Source organism: Orenia metallireducens, assembly GCF_003001995.1.
Taxonomy (GTDB): domain Bacteria; phylum Bacillota; class Halanaerobiia; order Halobacteroidales; family Halobacteroidaceae; genus Orenia; species Orenia metallireducens_B.
The window spans coordinates 81,434-102,940 of the sequence record NZ_PVNB01000014.1; the positions used below are offsets into that span (position 1 = coordinate 81,434).

Consider the following 21,507-nt stretch of genomic DNA (forward strand, 5'->3'; position numbering starts at 1 on the left):
CCAATGAGATTGGGGTCTTTTTTTATTGACACTGCTTTTAATTAAGATTATAATTAATTTAGATATTTAGATAATTATCTAAATATCTTTTAACTATTAATTTTAGCAAGTAGAGCTTATATTATTTCTACAGGTCTATTACTTCTTAATGTCTGACAATTTCATTATCTATTAATTATGGTAAAGAAGGGTGGAGAGAATGTGTCTTTAAATTTTGACAAGACCTTTAAAGCTTTGGCTGATGGGAATCGGCGTAAGATACTGATATTATTAAAGGGGGAGGATTTGACTGCTGGAGAGATAGCAGATAAGTTTAATATCAGCAAACCCTCTATTTCACATCACTTGAAGATACTAAAAAATGCTGACTTGGTAGATGATAGAAGGGAAGGACAACAGATATACTATTCTTTGAAGATGACCGTTTTTCAAGAGATAATGAATGGTTTTCTCAATATATTTGAAGGAGAGGATAGCAATGAGTAACTTCAATATTAAACGAGATTTATATGCAATTATTATTTTATTATTAGGATTAGGCGTTGTAGTTTGGGCTTATCCACAATTGCCTGAGCAGATACCATCACATTGGAATATGAAAGGGGAGGTTGATGGCTATACAGCTAAGCCTTTGGGAGCCTTTATAAATCTCTTAATTGCAACAGCAGTTTATTTAGGTTTTTATTTTCTAGCTAAGATAGATCCATTAAAGGATAACTATCAACGTTTCAATGGAGATTATCTTTTAATTAGAGATATAATGATTACTTTTTTTGTGATTCTTAATACGATGCCAGTCTTATTTGTATTAGGCTATATTGAAGATGTTAGTAGAAGCATCTTTATTTTATTTTCAGTACTGATGATATTTATGGGCAATTATATGCCTACCTTTAAACGTAATTGGTTTTTAGGAATTAAAACTCCTTGGACAGTTTCTAGTGAAGAGGTCTGGAACCGCACCCATCGATTAGGTGGAAAGTTATTTATGGTAGGGGGATTATTGGGATTAATAGAGGCTATCTTTATGGACAGTACCTATCTCTTTTTAGTAGGTGTTATTGGAGCTTCTTTGGGAAGTACAGTTTATTCTTATTTTTTATATAAAAAGATAGATAAGTAGGGTGAAGGGGTTCTATTGTGCAGGTTAAAGAGTCAATTATAGATCCAATAAGATATATCTGTAATGAAACTTATTAGCTATCTTATTTAAGTGTTTAGAGTTATAATATTTTCAAAGAATAAAACTAGCCAGATATAATATCTGGCTAGTTGTTAATTGTTATTGTGTCCAAACAGCCCATTCATTTCCAGAAGCACGAAGAATCCAGCCTGAACCAGGGCTCCAGTCACCGGGACCGATTTTTACTGCTAAGCTACTATTAATTATTGCTGCATATTTACTACTATCTGCTACTTGGATACTTACAGGACTTGTAGAGGTAATTCCTTGCTCTTTTCTAAGGCTGATCAAGGTCTTGATCTTTGATTGTAGATCATTACCCCAATCAAAGTAATGAGGCCAATAGACGCAAGGGGTTCCAGGATGAGTCAAGATATAAGCATATCCTTGCTCTACTTTAGCCATTTCAAAAGGCCAGTGCTCTTGCCCACCATCTGGTGAAGGGCCTGTATCATGGTTATCGATGAAGGTAACAGACATTTCAGGCCACCAGCCAATCGCTCCAATCGGATTTCCACTAGAATCCTGTAATCTCCAATATTCACTCTGTGAAGTTGCCAACATTAGCTGCCATTTTGTAGTAAAGTCAAAAGCTGTAGATTTTGCTCCAGTGGCATCGATCCAATCTATTAACTTTTGCCTATGATAATTTACATTATCACCTGAAGCATAGTAATCACCTGTGATATCTGGCCATAGCTCACCAACAGAGAAGTAAGGTGAGGTAGCATCATTGTAGACTCCGTTATAGTAAGCAGAGTAACCTTTGACATAGTCATAACGCCAACCTTTAAAGCCTACATTATCTTTTAACCAATTCATCCAATATTTAATTTCTGTCTGTACATCATAATAAGTATGGTCAAGGTCACGTGCAGCACCATAACTATCACCTGTATCATAGCTTCCTGCTCCCTGCCCCCATTCATCATCACTAGTAACTGCATTAGCGTTATCATCAAAGGCAGGATTACTAAAGTCAGCCCAATCTGCTGTTCCAACTCTATGGTTAATAACGATATCTGCGATAGGTTTTATTCCTCTGTTATTCATTGCACTTACAGCTGCTCTAAGTTGAGCCTCAGTACCATGATCAGAGTCCAAATTATACCATTCATTAGGCAGATAACCTGTTCCTCCAGTAGATTTTGATACAGGTGGGAACCAGACCATAGTAAAGCCTGCATTACTGATTGCATTAGCATTATTTATGATGGTATTCCAAGTTCCATACTGCCATGAGTTCCAATGAAAACCTTGAAGGATTACATCACTTCCTGATCCGGAATAAGCAGCTTCAACTGGAGAAGTTGCTGTAGAGAACAATAAAGTAAAACAAATTACTAGTAACCATAATATTCTTCTAAGATCTTTGATCCTCATCATATAACCTCCTTGTTTAATTAAAAAATAGTTTACTAACAGAAATTGAATCTAAATAAGCCATCGATACAAATGCAAATTGATAAAGAAGTGCTTAACTAAACTTTAATAATCACCTCCTTCTAAAACTGTTTAAAATATTCTGAAAATTAATTCTAAAAGATAAGAAGTGCTAATTTTAACTTAGTTAAATGCTATGGAGAATTTTTAATTATTTCTGTATATAAAATTAAATTTCTATAATTAGATAAAAATACCTTCTATTTAAATTACCTATAAATTTCCACTTTGATTATGGAAATTTCAAATTATAGATAAGTGGCTAATATATTTATACAGAAGTCATGATCAAACTAGATAGACAAAGGATATGTTGCCTATCTAGTTTGATTTGTTAAAGCTATAAGTACAAATTATATTTAAAGATTATTGTGTCCAAACAGCCCATTTGTTACCAGAAGCCCGAAGGGTCCAAGCTGAACCAGGACTCCAGTCACCAGGACCGATTTTTACTGCTAAGCTATTATTGATTATTGCTGCGTATTTACTACCATCTGCTACTTGAATACTTACAGGGCTTGTAGAGGTAATCCCTTGCTCTTTTCTAAGGTTGATTAAGGTCTTGATTTTTGATTGTAAATCATTACCCCAATCAAAGTAATGAGGCCAATAGACGCAAGGTGTTCCAGGGTGAGTTAGAATATATGCATATCCTTCTTCTAAATGATTATTATCAAAAGCCCAAAGATCTTGACCACCCTCTGGCGAAGCCCCTGTATCATGGTTATCAATAAATGTAACAGACATTTCAGGCCAGCAACCAATTGCACCAATTGGGTTACCACTAGAATCTCGCAATCTCCAGTATTCACTACGTGAGGTTGCCAGCATTAGTTGCCATTTTGTAGTAAAGTCAAAGGCTGTTGATTTTTGACCAGTAGCATTGATCCAATCCATCAATTGCTGCTTATGGTAATTTACATTATCACCAGAGGCATAGTAATCACCTGTGATATCTGGCCAATACTCACCAACGGAGAAGTAAGGTGATGTAGCATCATTGTAGATTCCATTATAGTAACCAGAGTATCCTTTGACATAATCATAACGCCAACCTTTAAATCCTATATCAGTTTTTAACCAGTTCATCCAATTTTCAATCCTTGATTGGACACTATAATAGGTATGATCAAGATCACGACCTGCAGCATATCCGCCACCTGTATCAGCATTTCCTGTTCCTTGACCCCATTCATCATCATTGGTAACTGCATGATTATTGTCATCAAAGGCAGGATTACTAAAATCAGCCCAGTTTGTTGTACCGACTCTGTGGTTGATAACGATATCTGCAATAGGTTTAATTCCCCTATTATTCAAAGCAGTTACAGCTGCTCTAAGTTCAGATTCACTTCCACGCTTTGAATTAAGGTTATACCATTCACTAGGTAAATAACCATTATCATCTGCAGAAGCTGAAACTGGTGGTAACCAGACCATAGTAAAGCCTGCATCATTGATTGCATCAGCATTATTTTTGATGCTATTCCAGGTTCCATACTTCCATGAGTTCCAATGAAAACCTTGAAGGATTACATCACTTCCAGATCCAGAATAAGCAGCTTCAACAGGGGTGATTAGTGTAGAAAGCAATAAAGCAGAACAGACTATGAACAACAATAATACTCTTTTAATCTCTCTAACTCTCATCATATAGACCTCCTTGTTTAGTTAAATACTTATGGTCCAACATAATTTAGAGTGAGCCAAGCCATCCATACAATGTTTAATTGATAAAAAAGTTTTAATAGATTATAATCCGTCAATCACCCCCTTATAAAATTATTTTTATATTCTAAAATGCTTAATTAGGTGATATAAAAAGCTGACTACTCATTTCATATAAAATCTATAAAATAAAACTTATGTAAATTTAATTTAGACACCCACCAGTAAAATCCTTTATATACATATTCTATATAAATTTCCATTTGACTTGTGGCAAATTAAGACTATTGAGATTTTTTAAAATGAAGATAGGTGCTTTAATCTCCTAAGATAGGGAGATAAAGTGCTAAGTTAAAGATTCTTCCATTAGAGTTTTTCTATAATTTGATTTTAGAATTTCTTACTTATTCCTGTTTAGAATTAAAATTTAGAGAAGGATAGCAGGTGAGCTTGTTAACATTAAAAAAGCCTATACATAATGTATAGGCTTAGGTTGGTGTAAGATTAATTAATTGCTCAGTAGTTTTTTATAGATATTAGAACTATAATTTTCCTGATAATTTGTTCTTAATTTTATTTAGTTGATTGTCTTTTAAATCCAGTTTATTCTTAAAGTAATCCTCCATCAATTTGCTTAGATTATCCTTAAATTTTGATCCTAACATTGCTATAAAAGCATATTCAAGTAGTTTTTCATCGCGGTATTCGCTAATTCCCATATTGTTAGACGCTTGATAATCTTTAACTATATCTTTCCAACTAGCCCCCATTAAGGCTGCTAAGATAGCAACTATAACTCCAGTTCTATCAGTTCCTATTCTACAATGGACTAAAAAAGGAGCCTTATTATTATCAGCAAGGATGAAATTAGCGATCCTTCTAACTAAATTAGCAAATTCCTCACTACCTGCAATATAATAAAAGACATCATAGTTATAACCTTTATTTGTAAAGATAGTATTATTATTTAGAATTAACTCCTTATAATAAGGAAACTTATTAAATATGCTTTCATCGGTATCTGATAGGTTAATGATAGAGTTGATTTTATTATTAGCTATTAGCTCTTGGGTAAGCATTAAACGTTTTTCCTCTAAAGGATGGTCAGCTCTAGATTCTTTTAAAGGATGATAAGATCTGTATAAGACACCTTCTCCTAAAGAGCCTAAATTAACTGATCTAAAGTTAGCTAATTCCTTATCGGAATTATAATTAGTTTTATATTCTTCTATTTGACTGTTTATCTTTTTAATTTTATTAGTCTTACTCTTATCTAAATGGATAATGTGTTTATATCCTCCACTGTGGCCATCATAAAATTTATCCTTTAGGGGAACTTCTGCTGGGGCATCTAAATAATACTTATCATTTATTACAAATCTGAACTCACCTTGTCCCGAGTTACCAGGAATATCGACTTCATTAATCTTTTTATTTAATACCCATAAATCATCAGTGATCTTTTCTAAGTTCCACAGATTTTTCCATGCTGTAAAGCTGGCATTTAAAGCTACCTCTTTTATTATAATATCATCATCCAATTGCTTACCTTGATAAAGGTTTTTATCAAAGATAAAGGTTATTTTATCATCTTCTAAAGAATAACCTTTCATTTTATCATCTTTTCCAATATCTATCTTAATTTCAATCATCTCCTCTAATAAAATTAAAGCTATTACTTATATATTAAATATAAACCTTTTAAATCCTTGTCTAGAAGTCTAATCTTTTTATAGAACACTAAATTATTGTTGCTACTATAATGATTCATTACATTAGATAACTGATAAGTAGTAGAGGTTACTGGATATATTGCGACAGTTTTTTTATTAGATAGTTAGAGGTTGGGTGGTTAGGTAGTTGGATTTTCCTAACACCTCTCCACCTACCTCCTAAATATCACTTTTTCTATCGATTATATCAAGTTCTACTTAAGAATCATCTATTGTTTACACAAAATCAGATGGATGGGTTAGCTTATAATATTAAATCCAATAGTAGGCAGGTAATTAAGATGATTTCAAGAAATAATAATCAAATAATTAGTTATACTAGATCAAGAAATAATAAGGAGGAGAATAAATGATTAAGCATATTGTAATGTGGACTCTTAAAGAAAAAGCAGAAGGAGCAAGTAAGAAAGAGAATATTGCAAAGATGAAAGCAATGTTGGAGTCTTTGGAGGATAAGATAGAAGAGATTAAGGCTTTTGAAGTAGGAGTTAATTATAATGATTCTAAAGCAGCTCATGATCTACTTTTATATTCAGAATTTGAAGATAAGGATGCTTTGGCAAGGTATCAAGTACATCCAGACCATGTCAAGGTTGCTGAATTTGTAAGAGCAGTAACTGAAGATAGAGCAGTAGTAGATTATCAGTTATAAAATGATTATAAGAGAATAGTTGCTTATTTTTAGGGTGAAGGTTTTCTTCACCCTTATATATTTAATTATTAACTAAAAGGAATTACATAAAGTTCTTCTCCTTCACTCCACTCTGCATAAAGAACATCATCAAAGCGGTGGATATTATTATTAAGTAATTCTTGCTCTAGCCATTTCTTAGTTAAATTATGTTTATGAATATTTTGCCATAATACTTGACCATCACTGATTAAAATAATCGGTAACTTTACACTCTTACCAGGTATATTTAAATCCTTGCGTGTTACTTGTTCGTGGTCAGATTTCTTTAAAACCGATAATTCACCATCAGTCTCTAAAATAGCATATTCAACCTCTTTGAGAGAAAAAACACTTTCTTGTCTAAGTAAAGAGCGTAATTGGGTAATATTCATTCGGGTTTCTTTTAATTTTTTATAATCAATTTGACCTTCTCTGATTACCATCGCTGGATTCCCAGATATAAATTTTCTTAATTTAATAGATTTTTGCTCAATTAATTGAACACCAAACATTAATAGTCCCCACAATGATAGGGTATATAAGATATACAGGAAATTAACTTCAGGGTCATATATTGCATTTCCTAAGAGTTCTCCTAAAACAATAGAGAATATGAAATCAAAGGCTGTAAGTTGTCTAATCTGTCTTCTCCCTAATAATTTTGTAAGAAGAAATAAAGCTATAAAACCAATTAGTAGGTCACTAGTAATAGATTTAAGTTCCATAGTTACCTCCTTTGGAATTTAATCATTTTCGATCATTATTTTTTACTAAATGGAGATTAATTAAACATTCTAACTATAAATAGACTAAACTTATATTAAAAAATATAATAAAGGTGATAAGATAAATATCTAGAAATAAATTCTATTATCAAGCTTTAATTAAAATGGTAAGTAGAATAGCTACTAAGAAGGTTACCGAGTTTAGCCGAGAAAACTTCGCCTATGTTAATGGGCGGGGATGAATCGGCTATTTTAATTTTTAATCGATTTGAAAATTAAAATTATTAAACCCATTGCTTCAACTAGGAGGAACTATGATAATTAATAAACATTATAAAAACTTACAGTCAATCTCTAAAAATACTAAACTTGTTCATACTTATTTCCCTAGTAAGTATGGCTTTTCTCCATATCAAGCCTGCCAGCATGGATGTAAATATTGTGATGGACGGGCTGAGAAGTACTATGTAGAGGGAGATTTTGAGCGTGATATAGTTATTAGAGAGAATATTCCTAAATTATTACAAGAACAGTTACCAAAGCTTAGAGAAAGGGGGACAATATCCATCTCTTCAGGTGTTAGTGATCCTTATCAACCTGTTGAAGCCCAAGAGAGAATTATGCCTCAAGTAGCAGAGATTTTAACTACTTATAGTCATTCAGTCTCTATTATGACTAAGTCATCTTTAATTTTAAGGGATATTGACTTATGGGAGAAGGTACATCAAAAGAGCGGGGTTATTTTGATGATCTCGTTAACCTTTTTAGATGATAAGCTACGACAGATATTTGAGCCACAGGCCAGTAGTGTAAAGAAGAGATTAGAGACAATTAAGGCTTTTAAGGAAAGAGGAATTTATGTGGGAGTTTTAGCTATGCCCTTTATTCCCTATATCTCTGATAGTAGAGAGGGTTTATTGGCTCTAGTAGATAAATTAGCAGAACTCGAAGTCGATTTTGTCTTACCTGGTGGATTGACCTTAAGACCTGGCAGACAGAAAGATATCTTCATGAGTATAATTAAGGACAAATTTCCCCAATATTTAAATGCTTTTAAAAATCTCTACAGAGAGAATCGCCAATCTGGTTTAGCAATTAGCTCTTATAGAGATAGGTTAAACCGAGAGTTTAATCAAATATTCTCTAAGCTTCCTATGGCTGTTCCCCATTATTTATATCAAGATCAATTTCCTATATATGATGAGCTGTATATTTTATTGGAACATATGAAGGAATTATACTCTAAGAAGGGGGTTAATACAACTAATCTAGAAGGGGCTTTACAAAGGTATACTAGGTGGTTATTAGCAGAAAAGAAGAATTTTAATCGGAGAAGAAATCTAAGAGATTTTGATTTAGAACAGAAACTATTATTTTTGATACATGGTGGTGAGTTTGCTAATATAATTAAAAATGATAAATTAATTAACTTTATTAAAGGAGTTATTCTTGAACGAAGAACTTTTGATTATCTCAAATTAAAGCTGGATTGATATTTTGAATAGACATGATAATTAGAGATTATCTTTTATTATATCTATCAAATCTCTATATCTATTGAATTCAATAGATATAGAGATTTTTTATATTATTGTGATATATCTCACAACAGATGAGAGATAGATATGGTATGATAAGATTGTGAAAGTGAGAACAAGAACTAATTAATTTTTTATTTAATATATGCAATTTTAGAAGATTAAAATTTTTATCTATCTAGTGTTAATTTTCACAAAGTGATTAAATAATAAGGGAGAGATGAAGATGTTTAAAGAGACAACTGATAAGGTGGCGATAGCTGCTAAAAAGAAAGTAGGATTTATGAATAGTGATTTAACACGATTCTTTGTATTATCTATGCTAGCAGGAGTCTTTGTAGGATTAGGAGTTATGTTAGTATTTTCAATTGGAGCACCATTGAAGGCAGCAGGATCTCCGATGGTTAAGACTATCATGGGGGCAAGCTTTGGGGTAGCGTTGACCTTAGTTATCTTCGCAGGTTCTGAATTATTTACAGGAAATAATTTATTTATGACTGTTGGCTGGCTATCTGGAGAGGTTAGCTTTAAAGATATGATAAAGCTTTATTTTTGGTGTTATTTAGGTAACTTAGTTGGATCTATTGGAGTAGCTTGGCTATTCTTTAAGACAGGATTGATTGCTAAAGCTCCAACCTCTACATTGATTTTAGGAGCTACTGCAGGGAAGATGAATGCCCCAATCTCTGAATTGTTCTTTAGGGGAATTTTATGTAATATGTTAGTCTGTTTAGCAATCTGGATGAGTTTAAGAGCTAAAGATGATATCTCTAAATTGGTCTTAATCTTCTGGTGTCTATTTGCTTTTATTGGTAGTGGGTTTGAACATAGTATTGCTAATATGACAATTTTGGCAATGGGCTTATTTATTCCAGGTCATCCTGAGACAATCACAGTTGCAGGTTATTTACGAAATTTAATACCTGTAACCTTAGGAAATATTGTTGGAGGAGCATTATTAATTGGAGCAGTTTACTTCTATGTTTCAAACAGTTCTAGGAGTATAAGTACTGAACAAAAGGCTCAGAAAGTGGCTTAATTTAATATAAAAGAAAGCTTGCTTAAATTTAAGCAAGCTTTCTTTTATATTATTTCAATTTTCAAGTTTATAGAAAATTTATTCTTAAAGTCTAATACTTAAATTTCATCACCAGTTGTTGTAGATTTTGTGCCATTTCAGCTAATTCTTGAGAGGACTTGCTTACCTCTTCCGACATAAGTCCAATATCATTAGCAGCAGTTATCAATTTATCACTATTTTCTGCCACATTTTTGGTAGAAAGAGAGGTCTGTTCAATATTAACTACTGTCTCTTCAGTAGATTTATTGATTTTTGCAAAAACTTCACCTGTCTTTTCAGCGATTTCTTGGCCTTTCTTAACCTTAGCTGCTGCAAGTTCAATAGATTCTAAACCATTTTGAGATTTATTCTTGATTATTTTTACCAAGTTAGCGATGTTCTCAGTAGCATTAGTGGTCTCTTCAGATAAAGCTCTTATCTCATCAGCTACTACAGCAAAACCTCTACCATGTTCTCCAGCTCTGGCTGCTTCTATAGCTGCATTTAGGGCTAGTAAATTGGTCTGTTCAGCTATATTAGTGATCAAATCTAAAATTCCACCAATCTCTTGGGAGGTATTATCTAAATCATTAATAATCGTAACTGTATTACTTACTGCAGAATTGATCTCTTCCATACTTTCTATAGTTGATTTGATATTATCACTACCAACTTCAGTCTGTCTAGCAGATTTTTTAGCAAAGGCTGCTATTTCATCACTACTAGCTGAAATCTGTTGCATACTTGCTGATACATTTTCGATTAGCTCATTGGTCTCTTCTATACTTGCATTTCCCTCTTGAGCAGAAGCTGATAACTCTTGGCTATAAGCTGAGATATCCTCTATACTATTCATAATATTTATGATTAAATCACTTAGTTTCTCAAGGGATTGGTTATAGCTTCTTGCCAAGTCTCCTAATTCATCTGCTCTATTGACTTCTAATTGATTACTTAAGTCACCAATAGCTAATTTGTCAATCCCCTCTTCTTTGAACTTTTTAATAGAATTTGTAAGGGATTTACCAATCAAATAAGAGACTATTATACATAATATTGATACCAATATTAATACAGCTAATATCTTTATATTTTGGGAATGTACCCTTCTAATATAATTGGATGCTTTAGTTTCCCCTAGCTGGTCAACTAATTCTCCTAATTGATTAACCTCTTCTCTAGTTTGATTAAAGCTCTTCATCATTGTATTTATTTCTGGTTTTTCTCCTCTGTTCTCATAGTTACTAATTATTCTTTCACTTTCGTCCTTCCAGTCTTTATAGTGTTTATCAAAGTTTAAAAATAACTCTTGAAAGTTTTTCTTTGTACTTTTATGAGATATACTTTTGAGATCGATAGATTCTGCTAAGAGATTTTTTGAACTGATAATTCTATCCCAAACTTGCTGTGAATTTTCCAAATAATCCTCTTTTTTTAGCTGGTATTGACTAGTAGCTGGATCTAATAAGAACATCTGTTCTAGAGCTAGTAGAGCTTGATAATAATCACGGTCGGCATTTAAAATTTTTGAACTTGCTGTATTAGAAATATCTTTCAGTTCACTTACAATCTGTTGTGAACCCAGCATTGTCCATTGAGTAGAAGCAATACTTAAGATAAGTAAGATCAACATGGGTATAAAGACTATTAAGAACATCTTTGTTTTTATAGATTTTAATTTGAACATAAGAACACCTCCTAATTGTAAATATTCGATAAAAAACCATGAGCACCTGCAAAATGCTATAAGAAGAAAATGGATTATATAGTGATTTTATGATATAATAAAAAATATAATTTTGCTGTTAATTATAGATATCCAATTCTAAAGTGGAATAAAAGACTAAAAGTCAAAAGCTAAAGACTAGCAGCGAATTAACACGAATTAGATATTAACAGACTAAATTAAAGATTTGAAAGCTTTTGATTTTAATTCGCATCAATTCGTGAGATTCAGCCCAGGACTACTTCTTTAGGAAGAGCACCTTCAGGGCACGTTGCAAAAAATTATTTTAGACTTTTAGTATTAATTTTAATGGAGTATCAATGATGGATATAAAACACGAAAAAGAATTTAAATTTCTTTAGCCACGAATTAACACTAATCAAACACGAATAAAAAGAGTAAAAAATTAATTTAATGAATAAATCTTTTGAACTTATTCACCCCAAGAGTACTTCCTCAGTCGTTACCTCCTTCAGGGCGCGTGTAAATTCGTGTGATTCGTGGCAAAAAATCATTCTTGCTTGCTCTTTTTCTTTTAAAATTTCTAATATGAAATCTTTATTGGTTTATATATAGGTTTATTATCATAGAACAGATTACTATTTTAGGAGTGGATATACTCAGTCAAGATTAGATAATTATCAGAATTAAAATAATTTATCTAATTTTAAAGGAATTTATATATTTTTATCTAATCCTTATCAATGGTAATTCTAAATTGGAATTATAGTTTATTAATTGAAGAATCAAGAAGTAAGAATCTTGTATAGATTCAGAGAGGGGAAAATTATGGAGTATAAAATAGTTGCTATGGATATGGATGATACATTATTAACAGATGATCAGAAGATTTCAGAGAAGACTAAAGAGGCTATTATGGAAGCTCAAAAATCTGGTACTACTGTTGTGTTAGCTTCAGGTCGTCCTACTTATGCTATGAAAAAATTTGCTAAGGAGCTAGAGCTTAAAGAGTACGGAGGCTATATCTTATCTTATAATGGTTCAATTGTGATCGATTGTGCTAGGGATGAGGTGATTTTTGAAAACTGCCTATCACAAGAGTTGGCTTTAGAGTTACATAAGATCAGTCAAGAGCATCAGGTTTTTTATCATACTTATATTGGTGATGATATCATAACTACTAAGAATAATAAGTATACAGAGATTGAATATGACTTAACTGGGATGAAAATTATTGAAGTTGATAATTTGGAAGAAAAGGTCACATCAAACCCTGTCAAGGCTTTAATGATGGAAGATCCAGCTTATCTTAAAGAGGTAGAAGATCGACTTCGTCCACTTTTAGAATCAAAGGTTAACTTGTTTCGTTCAAAACCATTCTTCCTTGAGTTTACTGCTAAAGGGGTTGACAAGGGGGCTATGTTAGCAAAATTAGCAGATCGTCTAGGGGTTAGACAAAATCAAGTAATTGCTATTGGTGATGGTTACAATGATTTAACTATGATCCAATATGCAGGATTAGGTGTTGCTGTAGATAATGCTAATGATCAGCTTAAGAAGAAAGCAGACTATATTACTACAAGTAATATGGAGGATGGAGTTGCTAAAGTAATTGAGGAGTTTATTTTTGCTAAAAGATCGATTGCTTAATGGATAAAATTAATTAGAACAGTTTACTGTAATTACAGTAAACTGTTTTTTTATTTTCTGTGTGGAGCTTGATATCAGCTTATGGGGATATTGCGACAGTTTCATATCAGTGTACAGTTAACAGTTGACGGTTGACAGTTAAGTTCAAACCCTTCAAAGCAATAGTTTTAGTTCTTAACTGTAAACTGTTCACTGTCAACTGTCAACTCAAAAGAAGTGTCGCATTATCTCTATATTGTATCAGTTTTTCTATTAGTACAGGGGGATATAAACAAGTTGGATAAATGATAATCATTATTATTTAATTTAAAAGTGAGATTAATCACAACATTAAAAGAGATGATATGATACTATATAGTTGTGAAGGAAAGAACAATCTTTTTAAAAATGAGTTTAAATTTTTTAAAATATATAGTGTTTATTTTCACAAAATAAGAAAATAAACTTTGATATCATAAATTTTAGTGGTGGTGATGATTGATAAAGTACTTGCTAATGTGAGTTTTATCACAAATTTGAACTTAAAATTATGGTAGGATAAAGAATAAGTGTAAAGCTGTCGAGTGCTTAATGAATTAATTCACAATCGAGGTTGAGTTTGAAAAAATCAAAGGGTAGGTGAAAGCGTATGTCATACAGAGTAAAAAGAAGTGAATTTGATGATATTTTAAGTAAGCTGCAAGAAGACTATAAAATCTATGCCCCAACTAGAAAAAAAGATAAAGGAACTTTTTCAGATACTGATTTGGTACTTTATGATAGAGTAAGCTCTTTAGAGGAGATTGATTTTAATTCTAAGACTAAATATTCTCCAAAAGAGGTTGTATTTCCAATTACTCAGACCTTATTCTATTTCAATGGTGATGAGTATATCGAGGCTGAGGATAAGGGTGAGAAGGTATTGGTCTTTTTAAGACCTTGTGAAGTAAATGCCTTCAAGCGTTTAGATAAAATCTTTTTAGAGAATGGACCACAAGAGGATATCTATTATAAAAGATTAAGAGAGAAGGTTAAATTCGTAGTAATGGAATGTACAGAAGGTTTCGACTCCTGTTTCTGTGTTTCAATGGGAACTAATGAGACTGAGGATTATTCAATATTTATCAAAGTTAGCGATGAAGAAGTCTTCTGTGAAATTAAAGATGAAAAATTAACAGAAGTATTTGCTGATCAAGAAAGCACAGACTATACTCCAGAATTTATTCAAGAGAATAAGCAGCAGGTGGAAGTACCTGCTTTAGAGGATATTACAACAGATTTATTCGATTCAGAGATTTGGAAAGAGTACAGTAAACGCTGTATCGGCTGTGGACGCTGTAATACAGTCTGTCCAACCTGTAGCTGTTGGACCATGCAGGATATCTCTTATCAAGATAATGAGAATATAGGGGAGCGAAGAAGAGTTTGGGCTGGCTGCCATATCGATGGATATACAGAGATGGCTGGAGGTCATGACTTTAGAACAACCTATGGAGATAGAATGAGATTTAAGACCTTGCATAAAATATATGACTTCCGTAAGAGATTTGACATTGATATGTGTGTAGGCTGTGGACGTTGTGAAGATGTCTGCCCTCAATACATCTCCTTTGTAGGAGCAATCAAGAAATTGAATCAAGCTATTAAGGAGGAAAAGAATAATGGTTAAGAATCCGTATATACCAACAGCAGTAGAGATTATCAGTATTAGACCTGAAAGTGAAGTAGATTACACTTATCGGTTAGCAATAGATTTAGATGTTGATAATGGGCAATTTGTGGAAGTATCTATTCCTAAGGTAGGAGAGTGTCCAATCTCAGTTAGTGATTTTGGTAATGATTATATTGATTTGACTATTCGCCATGTCGGTAAAGTAACCAATCAAATTGCTAATTTAGAGGTAGGAGATAAATTGGGAATTCGGGGACCTTACGGAAATGGCTTCCCAATTGAAGAGTATCAAGGTAAGGATTTAGTAATTGCAGCAGGAGGAACTGGTTTAGCACCAGTTAAGAGCATTATTAATCATTTCTATAGAAATCCAGAAGAGATTAACTCATTAACCTTATTATTGGGCTTTAGAAATCCAGCTAATATCCTCTTTGCCGATGAAATTGCTAAATGGGAGGAAGCAGACCATATCGATGTAATCTTAACTGTCGATGAAGGTGATGAAGAGTGGGCTGGTAATGTAGGATTAGTAACTGGCTTTGTTGAGCAGATTAATTTCACTGACTTAGCTAACAAAGAAGTTGTTATCGTTGGACCTCCAATTATGATGAAGTTCACTAGCTTAGAATTTATGAAGCATGATATCAAGGAGGAACAAATCTGGGTATCCTTTGAACGGAAGATGTCCTGTGGAATCGGAAAATGTGGTCACTGTAAGATGGATGATACTTATATCTGTGTCGAAGGGCCAGTCTTTAACTATACAAAAGCTAAGAACTTAGTCGATTAAGGAGGGGGAGAAGAGATGTCATTAAATGTTAAAGAGTTTAAGAAGAATGCTTATCGGATTACAAAGGACAGAGGAGTTACTGCCTTAAGGGTTAGAGTACCAGGGGGGCATTTAGAGGCTAAATATCTAACAATTTTACAAGAGATTGCTGAAACTTATGGAGATGGAAACCTCCATATTACTACTCGTCAAGGCTTTGAGATTACAGGAATTCCCATGACTATGGTAGAAGAAGTAAATAAGAAGGTAGCACCTTTAATCGAGGGAATGGAAGCTGGCATTGGGGTAGATATCGGAAATCCAGAGGATGGTTATCCTGCTGCTGGAACCCGTAACGTATCAGCTTGTATCGGAAATAAGGTCTGCCGTTATGCTAAATATAATACTACAAAATTGGCTCAAAGAATTGAGAAGAATATCTTCCCAAATGATTACCATGTTAAGATTGCAGTTTCTGGTTGCCAAAATGACTGTATCAAGGCACATATGCAGGACTTTGGTGTCTTAGGAATGGACTTACCTGTCTATGATGCTTATCGCTGTATTAGCTGTGGAGCTTGTGTGAAAAACTGTCAGAAGCGAGCAACTGGAGCATTAGAGTTTAAGAACTATAAGGTTGTTCGTGATGAGGATAAATGTATTGGTTGTGGAGAATGTATCGCTAAATGCCCTACCAATGCTTGGACTAGAGATGCTAGCAAGAAGTATTATAAATTATTGATTATGGGGCGTACAGGAAAGAGAAATCCACGTCTAGCTATGCCCTTCTTAGAGTGGGTAACAGAGGATGCTATCATCGATATTATTAATAAGACCTATGATTATGTAGATGAATATATTGATCGTAGCTTGCCTAAAGAGCATGTTGGATACATTGTAGATAGGACTGGCTTCCAAGTCTTTAAGGACTATGTCTTAGATGGAGTAGAGCTAAACCCTGAATGTAGAGTGGCTGAGCATATTGATTGGCCTGGATATAAGACCAATGTAAGTAATAACTTTAAAAAGGTAGGCAAATAGTTTAAAATAGGCTCAAGGGAAACTTACCCTTGAGCTTTTACTTTTTTTGTATCAGGAGATAATAAAGGGTAACAAAAAGGTGAAATAGGTGAAGTATAATGTATAAAATTAAAAGAATAATAGAAAAGTTTGACCAATTTAATGATCTAGATGAAAAGGTTATCCTAGCTATCGCTCAAAACTCTATCTTAAGACATTATCATCAAGGGGAGATAATCTTTTTTGATGGCGATGAAGTTGATTATCTCTATATTGTGGTGGAGGGTAAGGTTAAGATATCTAAATTCACTTCAAGTGGGAAGGAGAAGATAATACATATTCTGGAAGAGGGGGATATTATCAATGAAATCTCTTTAGATAGGCGTAAAAGCTCTATCACTGCAGAGATGTTAGAGGCTGGGGAGCTGATTTTAATTAATATCACCAGCTTATTAAGAATAATGGAAGAGAACTTTGTTTTAACTCTTCAGCTATTTAATTCATTGTCATTAAAATTAAGACAGAGTTATCGTCAATTGAGGAATTTGGGATTAAAGAAGACAGGACCTCGTGTTGCTAGTAGGTTGTGGAAGCTTGCTAGAGATTATGGCGAGAAGAATAGGCAGGGGATCAAGATTGATCTAAATTTGAGCCAAAGAGAGTTAGCTTTAATGATTGGTGCTAGTCGGGAGACGGTAAGCCGTTTTTTAAAGGAGCTAGAGCGGGAAGAAGTAATCAAGGTTGGAAATACTCAGATTACTATCTTAGATATAGAGAGATTAAGAGAGTGGACATGATTGTTCGAATTATATTATTTGGAGCTTTAATATTTGCTTGTAATAAGAGAAATACTTATTTAAAAGGGAGGAGATTAAAGTGAGTAAATTTCTTAAAGGGCATAAACTAGTAATTGTTGTCTTTGTTTTACAGTTTTTATTGGGGTGTTCAGCAAATAATGTAGTAGAAGAGCAAAATAAAGATGATAATCAAGTTGAAAGTAAAATTGACCAGCAGACAGAAGTCGACTTGAGAGCTTATCTTCCTATTAGAGAGGGAATGCTTTATAAGTATCAAGGTGAAGGAAATGAATATGCTACCTTTACCACTGAGACAAAGTTTATCAAAGATAATCTAATACAGGTTCACAAAAATAATGGCGGAACAGAGATAGCTTCTGTCTATCGAGTAGAGAAAGAAAAAGTGGTTCTTCTTCAGGAGAATCCAGAGTTTTATAGTGATACTAATCTATTAAATGATGTAGGTGATAAAGCTGATGCTAAAGAGGTTATCTTAAAATCACCTCTTAAGGTTGGAGAAAAATGGAATAATGCCAAGGAGAGAAGGGAGATTGTAGCGATAGATGAACAGCTAACAACTCCGGCAGGTGACTTCTATGATGTAGTTAAAATTAAGGTCACTTCTATAGAAGAAGATAGAGATTTTGAGAGCTATGAATACTATGCTAAGAACATTGGACTGATTATGTTAGAGAGCAGAGGGGAGGATTATCAAGTTACTTCTAAACTAAAAAGCTATGGTAGGCTAGAGTAGGTGATAATTATAAATTTTGTGGGTTTAATGGATATAGTGCGACACTTTTTCTTTGGAGGGTAGGAGTTAGAAGTTTAGGTAGTTAGGTAGTTCCTAACCACCTATCACCTATCTACCTAATACCTAAAGTGCCCAACCCTCTCTGCACTGACATATTTACTTAAAAAGCAAAAAATTAGATAAAAACTTTATCAAATATCTAAAAAATATTCCAGTATGTGATATAAATCAAGGAACTAAGATTGTTATTCTGGCATAATAAGATTAACCAAGAGATGAGAAAGTTAAATTACTTAAATATATAAAAGGAGTGGGTTAAATGAGTTTAGTATTAGGACATATTCATTATTGGTTATATGACCAGATTAAGGTAGTTGAAGATAGAGAGGTTGAGGTGGTTGATGCTTTTAAAGAGAAGTATGGTCAAGATGTTGAAGGGATTGCATCCAAAGTCAGAGAAGAGTATGGAGAGTTAAAGGGTGATACACCATTAGAAGATTTGATTGGTGAGAGTCATATCCATCCTTGGTTAGAGGGGGCAATTAGCACAGCCCAAAGTAGAGAAGCAGCTCTAGTTAGAGAGTTGAAGGATAAATATGATGATCAAGAATTATTAGTAGATACTTACCGTCGAAATGGAGCAGCTGTAGCACAAGAAGGATTAAAGGAGATTAAGAGTAATGACTTAAGGACAGCCTTTGAATTATTAAAGAATACTCTAGTAGAGAGAATGCCTTGTGATAGATTGTCTGCTGTAGTTAAAAGTGAAGAAGATATAATTGTATGGAGGCATGATATTAAACTCCATATCGAATTCTGGAAAGCAGCCCAAGCTCCAGTAGAGCTAATGCATCAGTTATATAGCAATTGGATAGAAAGCTTTATCACAACAGTTAATCCAGAGATTAAGCATGAAAGAAAGGTCTTAGCTGATCAGTATGAGGATATCTTTACTATATAGTAAGTAGGATAATAGCAAAAAAAGCGACATTTAGGAGGTAGATGGGTAGGGGTTAGGAAAATCCAACTACCTAACCACCTAAACACTAACTACCAAAGTGAAAAGTGTCGCACTATCCCCATTAACTAACATTCTCTAGATTGAAATTATTAAGTATCATATTTAATTAAGATAAGTATAAATTTAATTTTACCTCCAGATACTAATTTTGATTAATTATATCTAGGGAGGTAAACATATGGATGTGAAGAGTCAAGGAACTAAAAAAGATTTATTGGCAAAAGGGGCAGTCTTACAGCGTGATGGAACTTATGCAATTGCGCCCCATAGTCCAGGGGGAATCTTAAAGCCTGATGAGTTGATTAAGATTGGTGAAATAGCTAAGAAGTACAATGCTGCAGCCGTTAAAGCAACTAGCTCACAACGTCTAGCTATTGTAGGGTTACAGGAAGAGGATATAGATAATGCTTGGAATGATTTAGGGATGGACCCAGGATATGCAATTGGCGTCTGTGTTAGAAGTATCAAATTCTGTCCAGGAACTACCTTCTGTAAAAGAGGTCAGCAGGACTCTGTAGGGATGGGAATGGAGCTGGATAAGCGCTATCATGGTGTAGAGCTACCAGGTAAGTTCAAAATGGGAGTAAGTGGTTGTGTCAATAAGTGCATGGATACAGAATTTAGAGATTTAGGATTAATGGGTACAGCTAAAGGTTTTCATATCTATGCAGGGGGTCATGGTGGAGTCAGAGCTAGATTGGGACAAGTTATAGCTGAACATCAGACGGGAGAAGACTCTTTGCAGATTATAGATAATGTGATTAGCTACTTTAAAGAGAATGGTAAGAAAAGAGAACGCTTAGGAGAATTTATTGATCGGGTTGGGATGGAAGATTTTAAAGAAAGAGTATTAATTCAGTAGTGTGAGTTATATGTGTGGGTGTGAGCTAAAGATTTTAAGAGTATTTAACACACTCACACATTAATTACACATACTAATCAGATTGGAGGAACTAATATGATTCAATTACCACAAGGGGCAAATTTGCAACGGATTAAAAATGGCAAGAGAAGTTATGCAATCACTCCCCATATCAGTGGGGGATTAACCAATGCTAAAACCTTAAAAAAGATTGCTGAAGTGGCAGAGAAATATGATTGTATAATCAAAGTAACATCTGGTCAGCAGATTATGTTAATTGGTTTAGAAGCTGAGCAAGTAGAGCAAGCTTGGCAAGATTTAGGAATGAAGTCTAAAGATAAGTCTGGTTTAAGGTGTAGAGGTATTCGCTTCTGCCCTGGAACAAGTTTCTGTAAGCGAGGAAAGGCTGATTCAGTTAGACTGGGAATGGCTTTAGAGAATAAGTATTTAGGAATGGAATTACCTTCAAGAATGAAGATGGCTGTCAGTGGTTGCCATTTATCTTGTACGGCTCCAGCTATTAGAGATATTGGTGTAATAGGTCATGAAGAAGGTTTTGAGTTGAGAGTTGGAGGAGCAGGGGGGCATAATCCTAGTTTAGCTAAGACCATTGCTCATCACTTAAGCCATGAACAGGTACTATTATTTGTAGAAAAGATTATAGATTATTATAAACAAGAGGGTAAGGTAGGCGAGAGATTGGGTGAGATGATAGAGAGAATAGGTTGGAATGAGTTTAAAGATATAGTCATTGATGAAGAGCTTAGCAATCATATAGGAGTAGAAAATTTTGAAGAAATAGCAGAGTAATTATTATAATATTAACAATATATATATTACTTACATTATGCTTGTAATAAATTTAATCTTGTTTATTATAAATATTTAGCGTATAATTAAGAAGGCTATTTAGTAATTTTAATCTCTTGTTATTTATTATAAAGGTATTAGAAGAAATTAAAGTTTATGTTTGACATTAATTTTATGATATGATATTATACTAAATGTCGCACAGTAAATTATCCACTTAAGGTTGTATTCTTTATTTTATACAGCAACTAAAGATTATGGAGGGGTTCCCGAGTGGTCAAAGGGAGCAGACTGTAAATCTGCCGGCGACGCCTTCAGAGGTTCAAATCCTCTCCCCTCCACCATTTTATTAGCTAATACTAAAAGTATGCCGAGGTGGCGGAATAGGCAGACGCACCGGACTTAAAATCCGGTGGGATTTAACTCCCGTGTCGGTTCGAGTCCGACCCTCGGTACCATCTTT

19 protein-coding genes and 2 tRNA genes are annotated in these 21,507 nt (G+C 33.6%); 16 read left to right on the forward strand and 5 right to left on the reverse strand.

The window, feature by feature from the left end; translation table 11 throughout:
- Window positions 1-201: 201 nt before the first annotated feature.
- Together BX659_RS10705 and BX659_RS10710 are read left to right on the forward strand one after the other, a co-directional pair.
- Window positions 202-486, forward strand: a complete 285-nt coding sequence (locus BX659_RS10705; protein ID WP_253250810.1) for an autorepressor SdpR family transcription factor — start codon at window positions 202-204, stop codon at window positions 484-486.
- Entirely contained in the window at window positions 479-1,123 is a 645-nt protein-coding gene (locus BX659_RS10710; protein WP_172432002.1) for an SdpI family protein, read from the forward strand. The genes BX659_RS10705 and BX659_RS10710 overlap by 8 nt, the downstream gene beginning before the upstream one ends.
- A 159-nt stretch (window positions 1,124-1,282) precedes the next feature.
- Here the strand turns inward: BX659_RS10710 and BX659_RS10715 are convergent, their stop codons facing one another.
- From BX659_RS10715 to BX659_RS10725, 3 genes are all read right to left on the reverse strand, one after another.
- Window positions 1,283-2,566: an alpha-amylase C-terminal beta-sheet domain-containing protein gene (locus tag BX659_RS10715; RefSeq protein WP_253250811.1), complete on the reverse strand. Its 1,284-nt coding sequence runs from the start codon at window positions 2,564-2,566 to the stop codon at window positions 1,283-1,285.
- Window positions 2,567-2,992: 426 nt separating this feature from the next.
- Window positions 2,993-4,276, reverse strand: a complete 1,284-nt coding sequence (locus BX659_RS10720; protein ID WP_253250812.1) for an alpha-amylase C-terminal beta-sheet domain-containing protein — start codon at window positions 4,274-4,276, stop codon at window positions 2,993-2,995.
- 560 nt (window positions 4,277-4,836) lie between these two features.
- On the reverse strand, window positions 4,837-5,946 hold the full coding sequence (locus tag BX659_RS10725; RefSeq protein ID WP_097019401.1) for a tyrosine-protein phosphatase: 1,110 nt from the start codon (window positions 5,944-5,946) through the stop codon (window positions 4,837-4,839).
- Between the two features lie 430 nt (window positions 5,947-6,376).
- On the opposite strand from BX659_RS10725, the gene BX659_RS10730 reads away from it, so the two are divergent.
- Entirely contained in the window at window positions 6,377-6,679 is a 303-nt protein-coding gene (locus tag BX659_RS10730; RefSeq protein ID WP_097019402.1) for a Dabb family protein, read from the forward strand.
- A gap of 68 nt (window positions 6,680-6,747) precedes the next feature.
- Here the strand turns inward: BX659_RS10730 and BX659_RS10735 are convergent, their stop codons facing one another.
- On the reverse strand, window positions 6,748-7,425 hold the full coding sequence (locus tag BX659_RS10735) for a DUF421 domain-containing protein (RefSeq protein WP_097019403.1): 678 nt from the start codon (window positions 7,423-7,425) through the stop codon (window positions 6,748-6,750).
- A 314-nt stretch (window positions 7,426-7,739) separates the two neighbouring features.
- On the opposite strand from BX659_RS10735, the gene BX659_RS10740 reads away from it, so the two are divergent.
- Both BX659_RS10740 and BX659_RS10745 read left to right on the forward strand, forming a co-directional pair.
- Window positions 7,740-8,918, forward strand: coding sequence for an SPL family radical SAM protein (locus tag BX659_RS10740; protein ID WP_097019404.1), 1,179 nt, complete (start codon window positions 7,740-7,742; stop codon window positions 8,916-8,918).
- 271 nt (window positions 8,919-9,189) lie between these two features.
- Window positions 9,190-10,002, forward strand: a complete 813-nt coding sequence (locus BX659_RS10745; RefSeq protein ID WP_097019405.1) for a formate/nitrite transporter family protein — start codon at window positions 9,190-9,192, stop codon at window positions 10,000-10,002.
- A gap of 91 nt (window positions 10,003-10,093) precedes the next feature.
- On the opposite strand, the gene BX659_RS10750 is transcribed toward BX659_RS10745, so the two are convergent.
- A complete protein-coding gene (locus BX659_RS10750; RefSeq protein WP_097019406.1) occupies window positions 10,094-11,710 on the reverse strand; it encodes a methyl-accepting chemotaxis protein in 1,617 nt (538 codons plus the stop codon).
- Window positions 11,711-12,538: 828 nt separating this feature from the next.
- On the opposite strand from BX659_RS10750, the gene BX659_RS10755 reads away from it, so the two are divergent.
- From BX659_RS10755 to BX659_RS10805, 11 genes are all read left to right on the forward strand, one after another.
- Complete coding sequence (locus BX659_RS10755) at window positions 12,539-13,360, forward strand: Cof-type HAD-IIB family hydrolase (protein WP_097019407.1); 822 nt, start codon at window positions 12,539-12,541, stop codon at window positions 13,358-13,360.
- Between the two features lie 628 nt (window positions 13,361-13,988).
- Window positions 13,989-15,008, forward strand: a complete 1,020-nt coding sequence (gene asrA, locus BX659_RS10760) for an anaerobic sulfite reductase subunit AsrA (protein WP_097019408.1) — start codon at window positions 13,989-13,991, stop codon at window positions 15,006-15,008.
- Complete coding sequence (gene asrB, locus BX659_RS10765; protein ID WP_097019409.1) at window positions 15,001-15,801, forward strand: anaerobic sulfite reductase subunit AsrB; 801 nt, start codon at window positions 15,001-15,003, stop codon at window positions 15,799-15,801. The genes asrA and asrB overlap by 8 nt, the downstream gene beginning before the upstream one ends.
- Window positions 15,802-15,816: 15 nt before the next feature.
- A complete protein-coding gene (gene asrC / locus BX659_RS10770; protein ID WP_097019410.1) occupies window positions 15,817-16,821 on the forward strand; it encodes a sulfite reductase subunit C in 1,005 nt (334 codons plus the stop codon).
- Between the two features lie 98 nt (window positions 16,822-16,919).
- The gene (locus tag BX659_RS10775; protein WP_097019411.1) at window positions 16,920-17,597 is read left to right on the forward strand and encodes a Crp/Fnr family transcriptional regulator; all 678 of its coding nucleotides are present in this window, start codon (window positions 16,920-16,922) and stop codon (window positions 17,595-17,597) included.
- Between the two features lie 79 nt (window positions 17,598-17,676).
- Complete coding sequence (locus tag BX659_RS10780; protein ID WP_097019412.1) at window positions 17,677-18,351, forward strand: hypothetical protein; 675 nt, start codon at window positions 17,677-17,679, stop codon at window positions 18,349-18,351.
- Window positions 18,352-18,670: 319 nt separating this feature from the next.
- Entirely contained in the window at window positions 18,671-19,312 is a 642-nt protein-coding gene (locus BX659_RS10785; RefSeq protein WP_097019413.1) for a hypothetical protein, read from the forward strand.
- A 238-nt stretch (window positions 19,313-19,550) separates the two neighbouring features.
- Window positions 19,551-20,234 carry an NAD(P)/FAD-dependent oxidoreductase gene (locus BX659_RS10790; protein WP_097019414.1) on the forward strand — a complete coding sequence of 228 codons (684 nt, stop codon included), beginning with the start codon at window positions 19,551-19,553 and terminating at the stop codon, window positions 20,232-20,234.
- A gap of 96 nt (window positions 20,235-20,330) precedes the next feature.
- On the forward strand, window positions 20,331-21,044 hold the full coding sequence (locus tag BX659_RS10795) for an NAD(P)/FAD-dependent oxidoreductase (RefSeq protein WP_097019415.1): 714 nt from the start codon (window positions 20,331-20,333) through the stop codon (window positions 21,042-21,044).
- Window positions 21,045-21,303: 259 nt separating this feature from the next.
- Window positions 21,304-21,388 (forward strand) — tRNA-Tyr (locus BX659_RS10800).
- A 25-nt stretch (window positions 21,389-21,413) separates the two neighbouring features.
- Window positions 21,414-21,502 (forward strand) — tRNA-Leu (locus BX659_RS10805).
- The last annotated feature ends 5 nt before the right edge of the window (window positions 21,503-21,507 follow it).